The organism is Synechococcus sp. WC10meta, assembly GCF_047461475.1.
Genome location: NZ_JANSHF010000015.1, coordinates 17,241 through 32,425 on the forward strand (window position 1 = coordinate 17,241; position 15,185 = coordinate 32,425).

The following is a 15,185-nucleotide window of genomic DNA, read 5'->3' on the forward strand; positions in this document are numbered from 1 at the left end:
GGGAGCCAAGAGGATGTCTGCCCTTGGGGATGGCCTAGAGCGGCTGCGCCAGCTGCTGGTGGAGCTGGAGGAACAGTCCCTGGATCAGCCCATTGACAGCGCTGAGGAGGTGTTGCAGGCTATCGAGCTGGCAACGGCTTTTGAACTGTTCGAGGTAGAAAGCCGTCGCTTGTTGCTCCAGACTGCGGCCAATCTTTGGGAGCGGGTGCGCCAGCACAATTTGGCAGCCCAGGAAATTGAGGTAGTGGCGGAGAAGTTGCGGGCAGTGGGCTACACGGACGCTGAGATCGAGGAGATTTTGGAGTTGGAGCCGCAGGAGGACTAGGCAAAAACCATGCCCAGTTCCTCAGTAGCTGCTTCCAGTTGGGTGGCGGCGTCATAGCAGGCTCCGCGCAGGTTGGCCAGTTTGAGTTTGCAGCCGCTGAGCTTGGCCCCTTTGAGGTTGGCATCGCTGAGGTTGGCCCCTGCTAGATCGGCCTGGCTGAGGTCGGCGCCACTGAGGTCGGCTTGGCTGAGGTTAGCGCCGCGCAAGTTGGCTTTTTGAAGTTGGGCTCCCGGCAACTTGGCTTTCTCCAGGTTGGCTAGGCGCAGGTTGGATCCCTGGAGGTCAGCTTGGCTGAGATCGGCGCCGCTGAGGTAGGCCCGCTCCAGGTTAGCCCCAGCTAGCTTGGCCTGCTGGAGGAGGGCTCCCCCCAGATCAATCCCGGCTAGATCCGCGCCAGCCAAGTCAGCTCCTGGCAGTTGGCTGTTGCTGAAATCGCGCTCACCCTTGCCGTAGCGCTGCAGCAGTTCTGTTGCGCTCTCAACCATTGCCTTTCCTCCACTAGACAAGTCGGATCCTACTGGGGGAGACAGTTGCTGCCAAGAACACAGCTCCTTCTTCTTTTCAAAACCGCGCTAGGATAAGCACATGCCCTTGAGACCTCTTGCGATGAGCTTGCCTCGCCTGCCTCGCTCCCGACCTCGGCCCAAGTTGCGCTCGATCCCTCGCCGCAAAGCTGAATCTGCCCTCTATGCCGAGATGCAGCAGCTCTCAGCGGAAAAGCAGCGGCTTAATCAGGAACTGGAGTTTCTCCAGGAACGGCAAGAGCAAATTCAGGCACGGCTTCAGGAAATTGAACAAGCGCTGCAGCATTTTCAGCAGGCAGCAGAGGCTTTTCGAAATCCCGTTTCTTCCCCAAAGCCCAGCCCTGCCAGCTTTTCTCCCTCGCGCTTTCTATCCATGACCTTTGAGTACTGAGCCAGTTTGCCAGCGGGTGGGCAAGAGCCGCGGGGCCAAACTTTGGTTATAGAGTGGTAGGCTGATCCTAGCAGTGAAACCAAGTCCTACAACGAAGCCGCCCCTGGCTTTCCCTGCCGGGATCCGCTGACGTTTTGACACCTGAGCAAACAAGGAGCTAAACCCCAACATGGTTACTGCCACTGCAGCTAACGTTGGCTACATTACCCAAGTCATTGGACCGGTTGTTGACGTTGAGTTTCCCAGCGGCAAACTCCCTCAAATCTACAATGCCCTCAAGGTGGAGGCCACAACCGAAAGTGGCTTGAAGGTCAAAGTTACCTGCGAAGTCCAGCAGCTTTTGGGGGATAACCGCGTGCGGGCCGTGGCCATGTCCTCCACCGATGGGCTGGTGCGGGGTATGCCGGTGGTGGATACAGGCGCCCCAATTACCGTGCCAGTGGGCGAGGCCACCCTGGGCCGCATCTTCAACGTGCTGGGAGAGCCGGTGGATCAGAAGGGGCCGGTACAAGCTAAGGAGTTCGCCCCCATCCACCGCAGTGCCCCGCCCCTGGTGGAGCTGACGGTCAAGCCGGAGCCCTTTGAAACTGGCATTAAGGTAATTGACCTGCTGGCTCCCTTCAAAAAGGGCGGCAAGGTGGGTCTGTTTGGGGGTGCCGGCGTAGGCAAGACGGTGCTGATCCAGGAGCTCATCCACAACATTGCCGAGGAGCACTCCGGCCTGTCGGTGTTTGCTGGGGTGGGAGAGCGCACCCGCGAGGGGAACGACCTCTACAACGAAATGAAGGAGTCCGGGGTGCTGAGTAAGGTGGCGCTGGTCTACGGCCAGATGAACGAGCCGCCAGGTGCCCGCATGCGGGTAGGCCTCACTGCTCTGACGATGGCCGAGTACTTCCGCGACGTCAACAAGCAAGACGTCCTGTTGTTTATCGACAACATCTTCCGCTTTGTGCAGGCCGGCTCGGAAGTGTCGGCGCTCCTAGGCCGCATGCCCTCGGCGGTGGGCTACCAGCCCACCTTGGCTACGGAAATGGGCAACCTGCAGGAGCGGATTACTTCCACCAAACAGGGATCCATCACTTCCGTGCAGGCAGTGTATGTACCTGCCGACGACCTGACCGATCCGGCACCGGCGACGACGTTTGCCCACCTGGACTCGACCGTGGTGCTGTCGCGCAGCTTGGCGGCCAAGGGCATCTACCCAGCCGTGGATCCCCTGGAGTCTTCGTCCACCATCCTGCAGGCGGACATTGTGGGGGAAGAGCACTACAACACCGCCCGGGCCGTGAAGCAGACGCTGCAGCGCTACAAGGAGCTGCAGGACATCATCGCCATTTTGGGCCTGGACGAGCTCTCTGAAGAAGACAAGCTGGTGGTGGCCCGTGCCCGCCGCATCGAGCGCTTCCTGTCGCAGCCCTTCTTCGTGGCGGAAGTGTTCACCGGCTCGCCTGGCAAGTATGTGAAGTTGGAGGATACCATCAAGGGCTTCCAGCGCATCCTGTCGGGAGAGCTGGACCATCTGCCAGAGCAGGCCTTCTACCTGGTGGGCACCATCGAGGAGGCCATCGAGAAGGCCGAGAAGCTCAAGTCCAGGTAATCCCCTACCCCAGGGATTCCGCCTCGTCGTCGGGATCCCCGCTGGGAAGGGGCTCCAACTGCAAGGAAAGCTGGTAAAGGCGGCGCCGCGTCCAGAGGGGGGATCCCTGCAGACGCTGGGCCAGTTGCCGGCTGGCAGCGGAGCGGGACAGGCCCTTAGCCAGCAGGCGAGCCAGCTCCTGGCGCACTTCTGCTTCGGAAGGGGAGAGCTCCTCGGCTTTTTCTGAGCAAGGCCGTCCCTCCAAAACCAGGGTAAATTCTCCCCGCGGCGGCTGGGCTAGGCAGTGCTCCAGAGCAGCGGCCAGGGATCCCCGCCAAAAGGACTCGTGCCATTTGGTGAGCTCGCGGGCCAGCACGATCTGCCGCTGAGGGCCGCAGTGCACGAGGAGATCCTGCAAAGTCCGCTGCAGGCGGTGGGGGGCTTCGTAGAGGACGATGGTGCGCTCTTCCTGGGCCAGTTGCTGCAGGCGTGCTTGGCGCTGACGGGGCTTGAGGGGCAAAAAGCCCTCGAAGACAAATCGGTCGGTGGGCAAGCCCGAAGCTGTCAACGCAGCCACCGCCGCCACAGGGCCAGGTATTGGGATCACCGGTATCCCAGCTTGGATACAGGCGCGCACCAGCTCCTGGCCTGGATCGGAAAGAGCAGGTGTGCCGGCATCGCTGATGAGGGCCACTGACTGCCCTGCTGCCAGGTACTTGAGGATTTGCGGGATCCGCCGGCTTGCATTGTGCTCGTGGTAGCTCATGAGGCGAGCGGAGATTTGAAAGTGGCTAAGCAACTGGCCGGAGTGGCGGGTGTCTTCCGCCGCCACCCAGTCCACCTCCTGCAAAACTCGCAGGGCCCGCAGGGTGATATCTTCGCGGTTGCCAATGGGAGTGGCCACTAAGTAAAGGACGGCGCCAGGGCGCTCCATGGCCAAGCCTTAAGGCTAAGGGGATCCTGAGATCTCCAGGCTAGCTGCCTGTGACAGGATCGAGGGGAAAAGGGAGAAGAGAGTGCCGGTGCGCCTGACGACGCGAGCCACCTACAGCATCAAGGCTTTGCTAGATCTGGCGATGCTTAGCAAGGGCCAGAGGGCGTCGGTGCGGGCGATTGCCGAGCGACAGCAGATCCCGGCCCCCTACTTGGAAAAGCTGCTGATAGAGCTACGCCAAGCTGGCTTGGTCTGCTCCCAGCGAGGGGCGCAGGGGGGCTATCGGCTGGCACGGCCGCCGCGGCGAATCCCCATTAGCGCCATTTTGGCGGCGGTGGGGGAGTCCTTGGATCTCCGCACCAACAGCTCGGAGGGGGCAAGAGCTCCTCAAGAAAGCGCCGGCGCGGGAGCGGACTGGGTAACGGCGGCCCTCTGGGCACGGATTGCCCAGCGAGTGCAGCAGGTGTTGGAGGAAACGACCCTGGAAGATTTGTATTTTGACGCCCGCAGTTGGCAGGCAGCCCAAAGCCAGGAGGGAAAGTTTGTGGTCTGAAGCTTGGCTGTTTTTCCCCGCTCAGCCAACGGCCCCGCTGGTGCTGGCGATGGCTTTGGCCCTGGACTACCTGCTGGCAGATCCCTGGGGGTGGCCTCACCCAGTGCGGGTCATGGGGGCGGTGATTGCCTGGGGTCAAGGCTATATCCTCCAGCACTGCCTAACTCCCTCAGCCCAGCGCTGGGGCGGGGCAATGCTCACCTTGGCGTTGGTGGCGGGCTCCTACGCGGCGGGCTGGAGTCTGATTGCCATCGCCCAGGCACTCCACCCCTGGGCAGGGATCCTGATGCAGACCGTCCTAATGGCCAGTTGCCTAGGGGGGCGCAGCCTGCGCTTTGCCGCCTTGGAAGTGTTGGATTCCCTGGAAAAGGGGGATCTGCCCCAGGCCCGCCAACGCCTTAGCCGCTACGTAGGCCGGGATACGGAGCACCTGACGGAGCCAGAGATTTTGCGGGCGGTGATCGAGACCGTGGCAGAGAATACCCCTGACGGGGCAACGGCCCCTTTGTTCTACGCCTTTCTGGGGGGAGCGCCGCTGGCTTTGGCCTACAAGGCCAGCAGCACGCTGGACTCCATGGTGGGCTATCGCCATGCCCCCTTTACCTACCTGGGCACAGTGCCAGCCCGCTGCGAGGACGTCCTGACCTGGCTACCCTGCCGGCTGACGGTACTGACGCTGGCGCTGCTCGGCGGGGATCCCTGGGAGTTTTGGCAGCGCTGTCGCCGCGACGGTCAGGCAGACCCCAGCCCCAATTCGGGCTGGAGCGAGGCGGCCTTTGCTTGGCGGCTGCAGATTCAGTTGGGAGGCACCAACTTCTACCGCGGCGTTCCCAAGGTTAAGCCGAAGTTGGGGATCCCGGCTCGCCCCTTGAGCCCCCAGGTGGTGCGGGAAAGTTTGCAGTTGCTGCGACAGGTTTTGGGAGTGTGGAGCGGTCTAGGGGTGGGGCTGGCCCTTCTCTGGAGGCTTTGGGATTGAGAGGGTAGTGTTCCCGTAGCCAGGCTTCTGCCTCAGCGCGGGTGGAGAGCTTGCCATTGAGGGTAAGGTAGCGCAGGCCATCCAGAATCTCCTGAAACAGAGGGCCTGGCCTGTAGCCCAGGCGACGCAAATCGTGGCCGTTAAGAGGCGGCTTTACCCAGTGCCACTCCTGCAGGTAGCGCCAGATCAGCCGCCGCGCTGGCTTGTCGGCAAGCCCAGCCAACAGGATCAGCGCCGGGATGCGCAGCCTCTGCAGTAGCTGCACCACCTGAGCTGGGGAGAGGGATCCGCTCTCCAGTTGCGCCAGCAGAGTCTGGTAGGAGGGGAAATGGCGGAGGCGTTCGATGCCTGCCTGGGTGAGGTGGAGCTGGCTGGCCACCTGGGGCGCCTGGGGCAGCGCCAGAAGCAGGGCTTCCAGGCGCAGTTGCCAGATTTCCTGGGATCCCAGCTCGGGGTAGCGGCGGCGGAAGTGAGAGGCCCAGCGGCCCACCCGCTGTAGCCGCCGGTACAGGGAGGGCTCCCAGCTTAAATCAGGGTGGATGCAGCGCAGGGCTCCCCACGCTGAGAGCCGCTCAAAGGCCAAGGGCCAGTCACGAGAGCGGAGGATGTAGGCCAGCTCCTGCTTGAGGCGCTCCCCGCCGACAGCGTCGTGAAGGCCGCTAGCTACCGCGGCGCGGATCCACTCTTCCGTCGCCGGGTCTAGCCTAAAGCCCAGGTGCACGGCAAAGCGCACTGCCCGGTAGATGCGGGTGGGATCCTCGATGAAGCTGTTGGGGTGCAAGGCGCGGATAATTCCCTTTTGCAAATCAGCTTGCCCGCCGAAAAAATCCAGCAACTGACCCCGCTGCGGGCCGTTGAGGCGCAGGGCCAGAGCGTTGATGGAAAAGTCTCGCCGGTAGAGATCCTGGTGGATGGATCCCATGGCCACCTCAGGAGGCGAGGCCGGGTAGGGGTAAAACTCCGTGCGGGCGCTGGCAATATCCACACAGAAGCCCCCTGGCCAGATCAGGGCGGCGGTTTGGAACTTGCCGTGGATCTCCAAGCGCGCCTCCGGGAAGTGCTGCTTGAGGGCTTTCCCCAGGATCAACCCCCAGCCTGGCGGATCCGTCCCGGGGGAGGTTGAGGGGTAAGGCCCATCCACCACCAAGTCCAGGTCCAGCCGTTCCAGGCAAGAGGGAGGCTGCCGACCCCACTGGTGCAGCAGCAGATCCCGCACCGCTCCCCCCACCAGATACAGCCGCAGACCCTTTTCGTCGGCAAGGCGGGCCGCCACCTCCAGCAAGCGGCGGTGCTGCGGCGACAGGGCCGGAAAGGAGAGATCCAGGGGGCAGGAAAGCTCAGGAGCGGCCAACCGGGGCGAGAGAGCCGGCAGCTCGTGCAGGTGCCGCAACACGTCGGTGCGGGTAACGATGCCCACCAACTGGCCATCCTGGAGCACGGGCAGACGGCCAATGTCCCACTGCACCATCAGCCGCTGGATCTCCGCCAGCGGAGTATCGGGGGAGAGGGTCTTGACCTCCGTGGTCATGTAGCCCTTGACAGGGGCATGGCCAAAGCCGTGGTGCAGGGCAATGTCAATGTCCCGCCGCGAGATCACCCCCACCAGGCAGCCCTGGGCATCCACTACCACCAGGCCGGAGTGGCCATAGCGCAGCAGCACCCGCTGGGCCTCCTGGATGGTCACCTCCGGTCGGATGGTGCGCACCGGCGAGGACATCAGATCCTTAGCGGTCACTGGTGGCGGGATCCGCTCCTTAACCGCCTGCCTGAGGTCGGCCAGCACCTGGGCTGGATCGGGCAAGGGCCGGCCCGGGGAAGCTTTCAGCGTGGCTGCCGCCGCGCAGTCGTGGCCGCCGCCGCCGTAGCGGGCCATCACCTGGCCCAGTTGGGCAAACTCCTGCCGCGCCCGCCCAATGAGGCTGAGCCGCTCCCCCTGCTGCGCCACCAAGAGCAGCACGTCCACCCCCGTCAGCTCCATCAGCCGCATCACCAGGCCGGCCAGGCCAGGCACAAACTCCGGCAGATCCAGCAGCCACGTGCCCAAGCGGTACTCCCCCACCGTCTCTACCTGGATCTGGGCAAGCCCCTGGGCAAGCAGCTCCTGCATCGGCGGGGTGAGGCCGTCCCCCAAAAAGCGCCGCAACAGCACCAGGTTCACCCCCTGCTGCAACAGCCAGGTGAGGGCAGCACCGTCGCGGGCAGTGGTCTCCGGGAACGTCAGAGATCCCGTGTCCATGTGAATGCCCAAAGCCAGGGCCAGCCGCTCAAATGGACTGAGGCAGATCCCGGCCGCCTGCAGCCGCTCCACGAGAAGGGTACAGGTGGAGCCCACGGCTTCAATGTGAGCGCTGACCTGCTGCTGCGGCCATACCTCCTCCAGCGAGGTGGCAGGCAGGTGGTGGTCGAAAATCTCAATCTTCGCCCCAGGAACGCTCAGCCAGGCCGCAGCCTTACCGAGGCGATCCGGATCGTAACAATCCACCAAGATCCAGCGCTGAACCTGTCGGGGATCCACCGAGCGCAGCTCAATGAGGGGGAACTCGTCCCGGTAGAGGGCCAAGAACTCCTGCACTCCCGGCAGGGATCCACCAGCTAGGGCAATGCGGGCGCCTGGATACAGCCGTGCTGCGCCTACCGCCGCTCCCAAGGTGTCGAAGTCCGCCGACTGGTGACACAGGATGAGATCCATGCTGGCAGCAGCGCCTTGCTGGCCTAGGCCCAAAAAAGTAATGGAAAGGGGCGTTTAGATTGTGGTCAGCTCCTTTTCTTTTTCCGCCAGCAGCTCATCAATCTTTTTGATGTAGCGATCAGTCAACTTTTGGATCTCTTCTTGCCGACTCTTGGACTCGTCTTCGGAGATCTCGCCGTTTTTCTCCTGCTTGCGCACGGCGTCAATGGCGTCGCGGCGGATGTTGCGAATGGAAACCCGCCCCTCCTCTGCCAGCTTGGCCACCTGTTTGGTTAGCTCTTTGCGCCGCTCTTCCGTCAGGGGGGGGAGGGTGAGGCGGATGACCTTGCCGTCGTTGCTGGGCGTCAGGCCCAGGTCGGAGGCGAGGATGGCCCGCTCAATTGCTGCCAGGGTCGAGGGATCAAAAGGCTGGATCAGGAGAGTGCTGGCATCTGGAGTGGTAATGCTGGCTAGCGCCTTCAGGGGAGTGGGAACGCCGTAGTACTCCACCTGAACCCGATCCAGTAGGCTGGCGTTGGCTCGCCCCGTGCGCACCGTGCTAAAGGAACGCTGGGTGGCCTGCACCGCTTTGCTCATTAACTCCTCGATCTCAGCTAGCTCCACGGCGTTTTCCTCGCTTAAGTAAGACAGTTTGCAGACGCTCGGCCACTAGCGGCAAAAAACCAAGACCTCTAGCGTGAGCCTGAGTTTAATTTTATCGCTTTGTCTAGCCCCCCTTGGGGATCCAGAGGCCACTCTTTTCCTGGCAGCCGACCCCCTAGCAGTCCAATAGAATGGCCATAATGCTTCTTCTTGACCCATGATTCCTGCTGCTCCTTCCCCGCAGAGGTGGAGCCTTGATGAGGTCAACCTCTCGGCCGCAGCCCTGGCGCTATTCGACTACTGCCCCCGCTTGTTTTGCTACGTGTACCTAGAGCGGCTGATTTGGCCTGCCGCCGATGCCTTTGAGCACGAAGTGGAGCAGCAGCGGGGACGGCAGTTTCACCGCCTGGTGGAGTGGTCTAGCCGCGGGCAGCAGGTGGAGCCGCGCCTGTCGGCCCTAGACGAAACAGTACGCCAGTGGTGGCAGGTGTTCTTGGCCAGTCCCCATGCCCAACCGCAGGGGCGGGTGTTGGCGGAATTGCCCCTCCGGCAGCGGATTGAGGGGTTTAACCTCACTGCCCGCTTAGATCGGCTGGTGATTGCCCCGGGATCCCTGCACATTGTCGATTGGAAGACGGAGCGGCAGCGCCCGCCCGACGAACAGTTGGCCCAGGACTGGCAGGTGCGCCTCTACCCGCTGCTCGTGTGTGGGTTGGCCCACCAACTGCCCCTGGAAGGCCCTTTTGAGCCGGAGCAGGTGCAACTGACCCTTTGGTATGTGCAACACCCCCAGCGGCCTTTTCAGTGGCGCTACAGCGCTGCTGCCTACCAGCGGGATCTGGCCCACCTCAAAGCCACCCTGAACCGCCTGCGGCAACTGGAGGCCCAGGACTTCCCTCCCCTCCCCTATGGCGAGCGCTGTGCTGCTTGCCTGTTTTGCGCTCGCTGCCACGGGCTGATGGGGCAAGGGATCCCCAACCAAAATCTCACGGATTGGGTCTGGGCAGCCCAGGAGCCGTCAGGGGAAGAGATGCCGGAGGCAGAATGGCGGTAGGGTGCCGGCCTCCCCATCCCCCTGGCGCCGCCAACTTGCATACTGGGTTAAGAATTGAGCAGGGCTGTTAACTGCAATGGCCGGTGTCGTTGCTGACCTCTCCCAGGCTTGCCAATGGAGTGTCGAGCTTAGAGGAATCCGCAAGCGCTTTGGCGATGTTGTGGCCCTCGATGGCATTGACCTGCAGATTCAGCGGGGGGAGTTTTTTGGCCTTTTGGGCCCTTCCGGCTGCGGCAAGACCACCCTGCTGCGCATCATCGCTGGCCTGGAGGTTGCCGATGGCGGAGAGGTGGTGATCCGAGGGCAGCCGGTGGGCCATCTGCCTGCCCACAAGCGCAACGTCAACACCGTGTTTCAGAGCTATGCCCTCTTTCCCTTTATGACCGTGGAAGAGAACGTCGCCTTTGGCCTGCGCATGCGGGGAGTGCGGGGGGAAGCGCTGCGCAAGCGGGTGGCCGCCGCCTTGGAGTTGGTGGAGATTGGGGATCTGGCCAAGCGCAAGCCCCAGGAGCTCTCCGGCGGGCAGCAGCAGCGGGTGGCCCTAGCCCGCGCCTTGGTCAATGAGCCAGAGGTGCTGCTATTAGACGAGCCGCTCTCAGCTTTGGATGCCAAATTGCGCAAGCAGCTGCAGGTGCAGTTGTGCGAGTTGCAGCGCCGCCTGGGCATGACGTTCATTTTCGTGACCCACGACCAAGAGGAGGCCTTGGTAACCAGCGACCGGGTGGCGGTGATGCGGGCTGGGCGCATTGAGCAAGTGGGCCCCATTGACGAGGTGTATGAGCGCCCGGCAACAGCCTTTGTGGCCGACTTTTTGGGGGCCAGCAACCTCATTGAAGGGATCGCCTGCGGCACCGACTGCGTCGAGACGCCCCTGGGCAAGCTCAAGGTGCCTGGGATCCAACCCACCCTGGAGCCAGTGCAGCTGGCCATTCGACCGGAAAAGATTCGGCTTTCTCGGAGCGGCTGGGATCTGCTGCCCAACCAAGTGCCCGTGCGGGTGGAAAACCTCATCTACACGGGGGCAGAAAACCAGTACCTCCTGCGCACAGCTAGCGGCCAGCAGCTCAAGGCCCTCACCCTCAACGCCGACATCGAAGACCAGGATTTTGCCATTGGGGAGGCCCTGGTGGCCCATCTTCCTCCCAAAAACTTGGTGCGCCTGCGGCCGGATCCCCGGCGGGAGGACTCCCCATGCTGAAGCGCTTGGAGAAGCCTGCCCAAGTGCGCGCCGGGGAATTGCTCACGCCCTGGCAGGAGCTGCTGCACAGCCTGATCTTTGCCGGGCCGGGGGTGCTGTGGGTGGTAACGTTTTTGGTGCTGCCGGGGCTGCTGCTCTTGGCCTGTAGCTTTCTCAGCCGCGGCGAGTTTGGCCAGGTGGGCCTGCCCTTGACGCTGGCCAACTACCTGCGCGCTCTTGGCTACGGTCCCCTAGGGTGGACGCCCATCTACTGGCAGATCCTGGGCCGCAGCCTGCTGGTGGCGGCAGTTACCACCTTCTTCTGTGTGCTCCTGGCCTATCCCCTGGCCTTTTTTATCGCCGCCCACCCGCCCCGACAGCGGGATCTGTTGCTGACGCTGGTGGTGGTGCCCTTCTGGACCAACTTGGTGATCCGCACCTACGCCTGGATGGTGGTGTTGGCCCCGGAGGGGTGGCCGGCGCGGCTAGCAGCCTGGCTGGGCTGGATTCCGCCCCAGACGGCTCTCTACCCCAGTTGGCTGGCGGTGTATCTGGGCATGATCTACACGTTCTTGCCCTACATGGTCTTGCCCCTCTACACAGCCGTGGAGCGCATCGACTGGCGCCTGGCCGAGGCAGCACGGGATCTCTACGCCAACGGCTGGCAGGTTTTCCTGTGGGTGCTTTTTCCCCAAACGCTGCCGGGGCTGGCAGCGGGGCTGATTTTGGTTGGGATCCCGGCCTTGGGCATGTTCGTGGTGCCCGACTTGCTGGGGGGCAGCAAGACGCTCTTGATTGGCAATGTCATTCAGATGCAGTTTGGCGCGAGCCTGGACTACCCCTTTGGAGCGGCCCTTAGCTTTCTGGTTACTGGCCTGAGCCTGGGGCTAGTCTACGCCTACAGCCGCTACGTCGGCAGCCGCGGCCTGGAAGATCTAATCTAAGTCGCTGCCCTGAGATGGGATGGCGGATGCTGCCTAAAGCTCTGGTAGGTTGAGGATACTGGCGTTGCGCTAGAGGGATCCCTTGACCCAGACGCTGTTTTCTCGACCTCAAGCTGCGGCACCTCCCGCTTCCCCCCCTTCTGTTTGGGATGTGATTGTCATTGGCGCTGGGATTGGTGGCCTGGTGGCAGCTACCCAGTTGGCGGCCAAGGGCTACCGGGTGTTGGTTTTGGAAAAATACCTCATCCCCGGTGGCAGCGCTGGCTACTTCGAGCGCCCAGATCCCAACGGCAACGGGATCTATCGCTTTGATGTCGGGGCTTCCATGATCTTTGGCCTGGGCACTCAAGGCACCACCAACCTGCTCACCCGTGCCCTGGCTGCTGTGGGCCAAACTCTGGAATCCATCCCCGACCCCGTGCAGATTGCCTACCACCTGCCCCAGGGGCTCAGCCCGCGCGTACACCGGAACTACGAGGAGTTTTTGCAGGAGCTAGCTAGCTATTTCCCTCAGGAAGCGGGCAGCATCCGCCGTTTCTACGACAGCTTCTGGCCTATCTTCAACAGCCTTAACGCCCTGGAGCTTCTCTCTTTGGAGGAGTGGAGCTATCTCTGGCGCTCTTTTGTCGGCCACCCGCGCGCCTGCCTGACTTTGGCCCGCTATTTGCCGGTGAATGTGGGCCAGGTAGCGCGGCGCTACCTCCGCCATCCGGCGCTGCTGCGCTTTGTGGATATGGAGTGCTACTGCTGGTCGGTGGTGCCGGCAGAGCGCACGCCCATGATCAACGCTGGCATGGTGTTCTGCGACCGCCACTACGGTGGCGTCAACTACCCCAAGGGAGGGGTGGGGCAGATTGCTCAAAAGCTGGCCCAGGGGCTAGAGACCTGCGGGGGGCAAATCCGCTACCGAGCGTCGGTGCGGCGGATTTTGGCAGAACGGGGCCGGGCCGTGGGCGTCGAGCTCTCCACGGGGGAAAAGCTCTTTGCGCGCAAGATCATCTCCAATGCCACCCGCTGGGATACCTTTGGCCGCCTCTGGCCAGGACCCTTTCCGGCAGCGGAGCGGCGCTGGCAAAGCCGTTATCAACAGTCCCCCAGTTTCTTGAGCCTGCACTTGGGGGTGCGGGCCGAGGCCCTGGCCGGTGAGCGCTACTGCCACCACATTCTTCTCGAAGACTGGCAAGCCATGGAGGCGGAGCAGGGCACGATCTTCGTCTCCATCCCCACCCTTTTGGATCCGGAGCTGGCCCCACCAGGCCGCCACATTGTCCACGCCTTTACCCCCAGTTGGATGCAGACGTGGCAGGGCTTGAGCCCAGAGCAGTACCGGCAGCAAAAACAAGCGGCAGCCCAGCGCCTTATCCGCCGCCTGGAGGCCCTCTGGCCAGAGCTGGGATCCCACATTGAACTTCAGGAAGTGGGCACGCCCCGCACCCACCGCCGCTTCTTAGGCCGCGTTAATGGTACCTACGGCCCTATCCCTCGCGGCACTCCCTGCGGCCTCTTGGGTATGCCCTTCAACCGCACGGCCATCCCCAACCTCTACTGCGTGGGGGATAGCACCTTCCCTGGCCAGGGACTCAACGCCGTCGCTTTCTCTGGCTTTGCCTGCGCCCACCGGGTAGCGGCGGACTTCTCCTAAAGCTGTTTCCAATTTCTAGGAACCCCCCGCAGTCGTCTTGCATTGAACCCCTTCCGACTGCGAGAGCTCTTGCATGAGCGTCGGGGTGAGGCATCGAAGCGGGCAGCCTAGAGCGCTCAACCGACCCTGCGTGCAGCGGAGCGTACCCCCAGGGCCTCGGCAAGGTGACCGTAGGTAGTAACTTTGCCTGCCAGAATCTGGCAAACCACTTTGTGGACTCGCTCGAAGCAATCCCGATAATTGGCAGACATGTTCCGCGACCGCGATTGCCAGAGCGCATCGTGTGCTTGACGGAGGAGACGGCAGAGACGCTCTACGCCCTGGGTGCTGGGGATCTCGTCGTCGGCTGTCCAGGGATCCCCACGAAGGGGGAACGCTGCACAGGCGCGTGAAGTTTGGGAGCACCTGGCGGTTGTTTCCAATTTCTAGGGATCCCCACAAAGGGGGAACTTCAAGTCTTGCGGTTGTCTTTCCTTAGAGATTGCGCGAGAGTTTCCAATTTCTAGGGATCCCCACAAAGGGGGAACCTGAACGGTGACATCATTCGCCATGCGCTAAGCATGGTGAGCATGTTTCCAATTTCTAGGGATCCCCACAAAGGGGGAACACCGTTGTTGCAGTCACTGAAACAAATGACATCTACATGCGTTTCCAATTTCTAGGGATCCCCACAAAGGGGGAACGTTGAGTCTATGATTCCCGACGAGGCTGTCATGCACAGGTGTTTCCAATTTCTAGGGATCCCCACAAAGGGGGAACGCGTCGAGCAGCTGGTTCATGGTGCGAGACTTCCCCTCGTTTCCAATTTCTAGGGATCCCCACAAAGGGGGAACGCACGCATGGCAAACTGTGATAGGCTGCTAGCTAAGGTAGCATAGCACGCAGCATAGGATATTATCGCTTAGCCGGCATAGTACGTAAAATGGCCGAGTCGGCTTAGTTGGCAGCTCAATGCCTTATACTCAAGAGACACTACGGAGGGTTGACAAGTGGGCAACGTTAAAACACTTAAGACACTGGCTCCAATTGCTGTAACGTTTATACTGCTTTGCGGGCTATCGGGGTGTATAGTTGTGTCAAATAAGCAAGCGACTTTAGCACCTCGTACAGATGTTACACCGCCGAGAATTGCTTCGCCAACACCAAGAGTAAATGCAACTCAAACAGCAATAGACGCAGAAGTTGTTGGCCCATCGGAAGAAGTTGGTATCTCCCGTGAGGAAGATTCTCAATTGAATCCATCTCATCCTACTCAAGTCGCAGCGCGGGCAACAGCCGGCGTGATTGTGTTGACATGGCTTGGCACTGGTGATGACAGAATCGAGTATTACCGAGTATACCGAAAGATTGCCAATGATGAAGATTGGCAACTTACTGCCAGAGTAGAAGCTACAGGAGACAACAGGGGTTGGTATGAGTTCAGAGATACAGCCACAGAGCGGGGTATTACCTACATATATGGTGTGTCAGCCGTAAATGCTTACGGCAATGAAAGCACTATCTCCGGAAGTCCTGCTATTACTTCTCAGTGAGCTATTTGCTCTACAAACAACGGAAGTCTCAAGTTTCCAATTTCTAGGGATCCCCACAAAGGGGGAACAGTTTTACGATTATATCCTGGACGCTCTGAAGGCTCGTAAGTTTCCAATTTCTAGGGATCCCCACAAAGGGGGAACGACGTTGACCGCGTCCACGATGTAGCCGGTGCTCCGTTCGGTTTCCAATTTCTAGGGATCCCCACAAAGGGGGAACCATGAAAATCTGGAGAAGACGACGCATCGGCTATCAAAATATCGGCAACTCAGCTCTTTTGGGACT

General features: G+C 61.6%; 15 protein-coding genes, 1 pseudogene and 1 CRISPR repeat array. Of the genes and pseudogenes, 11 read left to right on the forward strand and 5 right to left on the reverse strand.

What is annotated here, in order from left to right:
• The first annotated feature begins 13 nt into the window (after positions 1-13).
• Positions 14-325, forward strand: coding sequence for a hypothetical protein (locus NW804_RS08315; protein ID WP_414395950.1), 312 nt, complete (start codon positions 14-16; stop codon positions 323-325).
• On the opposite strand, the gene NW804_RS08320 is transcribed toward NW804_RS08315, so the two are convergent.
• Positions 322-810, reverse strand: coding sequence for a pentapeptide repeat-containing protein (locus tag NW804_RS08320; RefSeq protein ID WP_414410238.1), 489 nt, complete (start codon positions 808-810; stop codon positions 322-324). The genes NW804_RS08315 and NW804_RS08320 overlap by 4 nt on opposite strands.
• A 100-nt stretch (positions 811-910) precedes the next feature.
• Here NW804_RS08320 and NW804_RS08325 point away from each other — a divergent pair, with 100 nt between their 5' ends.
• Complete coding sequence (locus NW804_RS08325; RefSeq protein WP_414423310.1) at positions 911-1,240, forward strand: gas vesicle protein GvpV; 330 nt, start codon at positions 911-913, stop codon at positions 1,238-1,240.
• 169 nt (positions 1,241-1,409) lie between these two features.
• The gene (gene atpD / locus NW804_RS08330; RefSeq protein ID WP_414395945.1) at positions 1,410-2,837 is read left to right on the forward strand and encodes a F0F1 ATP synthase subunit beta; all 1,428 of its coding nucleotides are present in this window, start codon (positions 1,410-1,412) and stop codon (positions 2,835-2,837) included.
• A 4-nt stretch (positions 2,838-2,841) separates the two neighbouring features.
• Here atpD and rsmI read toward each other — a convergent pair whose 3' ends face one another.
• The gene (rsmI, locus tag NW804_RS08335) at positions 2,842-3,750 is read right to left on the reverse strand and encodes a 16S rRNA (cytidine(1402)-2'-O)-methyltransferase (protein WP_414405155.1); all 909 of its coding nucleotides are present in this window, start codon (positions 3,748-3,750) and stop codon (positions 2,842-2,844) included.
• 88 nt (positions 3,751-3,838) lie between these two features.
• On the opposite strand from rsmI, the gene NW804_RS08340 reads away from it, so the two are divergent.
• Both NW804_RS08340 and cbiB read left to right on the forward strand, forming a co-directional pair.
• Positions 3,839-4,303, forward strand: a complete 465-nt coding sequence (locus tag NW804_RS08340) for an RrF2 family transcriptional regulator (RefSeq protein ID WP_414423318.1) — start codon at positions 3,839-3,841, stop codon at positions 4,301-4,303.
• Positions 4,304-4,352: 49 nt separating this feature from the next.
• Positions 4,353-5,279: an adenosylcobinamide-phosphate synthase CbiB gene (cbiB, locus tag NW804_RS08345; protein WP_414405218.1), complete on the forward strand. Its 927-nt coding sequence runs from the start codon at positions 4,353-4,355 to the stop codon at positions 5,277-5,279.
• A 538-nt stretch (positions 5,280-5,817) separates the two neighbouring features.
• On the opposite strand, the pseudogene NW804_RS08350 reads toward cbiB, so the two are convergent.
• Together NW804_RS08350 and frr are read right to left on the reverse strand one after the other, a co-directional pair.
• A pseudogene (locus NW804_RS08350) lies at positions 5,818-7,968 on the reverse strand (CBS domain-containing protein); the annotation flags it as partial.
• 54 nt (positions 7,969-8,022) lie between these two features.
• On the reverse strand, positions 8,023-8,571 hold the full coding sequence (gene frr / locus NW804_RS08355) for a ribosome recycling factor (protein ID WP_414348012.1): 549 nt from the start codon (positions 8,569-8,571) through the stop codon (positions 8,023-8,025).
• A 196-nt stretch (positions 8,572-8,767) separates the two neighbouring features.
• Here frr and NW804_RS08360 point away from each other — a divergent pair, with 196 nt between their 5' ends.
• The 4 genes from NW804_RS08360 (at position 8,768) to crtH (ending at position 13,367) form a co-directional block, all read left to right on the forward strand.
• On the forward strand, positions 8,768-9,604 hold the full coding sequence (locus NW804_RS08360) for a PD-(D/E)XK nuclease family protein (protein WP_414423311.1): 837 nt from the start codon (positions 8,768-8,770) through the stop codon (positions 9,602-9,604).
• Between the two features lie 76 nt (positions 9,605-9,680).
• On the forward strand, positions 9,681-10,802 hold the full coding sequence (locus NW804_RS08365) for an ABC transporter ATP-binding protein (protein ID WP_414421067.1): 1,122 nt from the start codon (positions 9,681-9,683) through the stop codon (positions 10,800-10,802).
• Positions 10,796-11,725 (forward strand): ABC transporter permease, encoded by a 930-nt coding sequence (locus tag NW804_RS08370; protein WP_414395939.1) that lies wholly within the window; start codon positions 10,796-10,798, stop codon positions 11,723-11,725. The genes NW804_RS08365 and NW804_RS08370 overlap by 7 nt, the downstream gene beginning before the upstream one ends.
• Before the next feature lie 94 nt (positions 11,726-11,819).
• Positions 11,820-13,367 (forward strand): carotenoid isomerase, encoded by a 1,548-nt coding sequence (gene crtH, locus NW804_RS08375; RefSeq protein WP_414396106.1) that lies wholly within the window; start codon positions 11,820-11,822, stop codon positions 13,365-13,367.
• Between the two features lie 116 nt (positions 13,368-13,483).
• Here crtH and NW804_RS08380 read toward each other — a convergent pair whose 3' ends face one another.
• Positions 13,484-13,618: an MGMT family protein gene (locus NW804_RS08380; RefSeq protein ID WP_414410243.1), complete on the reverse strand. Its 135-nt coding sequence runs from the start codon at positions 13,616-13,618 to the stop codon at positions 13,484-13,486.
• Between NW804_RS08380 and NW804_RS08385 the strand changes: the two genes are divergently transcribed.
• Positions 13,580-13,759, forward strand: a complete 180-nt coding sequence (locus NW804_RS08385) for a hypothetical protein (RefSeq protein WP_414410259.1) — start codon at positions 13,580-13,582, stop codon at positions 13,757-13,759. The two genes, NW804_RS08380 and NW804_RS08385, sit on opposite strands and share 39 nt — an antisense overlap.
• A gap of 22 nt (positions 13,760-13,781) precedes the next feature.
• Positions 13,782-14,201: a CRISPR direct-repeat array (repeat unit 36 nt; unit sequence GTTTCCAATTTCTAGGGATCCCCACAAAGGGGGAAC).
• Between the two features lie 239 nt (positions 14,202-14,440).
• Positions 14,441-14,899: a hypothetical protein gene (locus tag NW804_RS08390; RefSeq protein ID WP_414423312.1), complete on the forward strand. Its 459-nt coding sequence runs from the start codon at positions 14,441-14,443 to the stop codon at positions 14,897-14,899.
• Positions 14,900-15,185 lie beyond the last annotated feature (286 nt).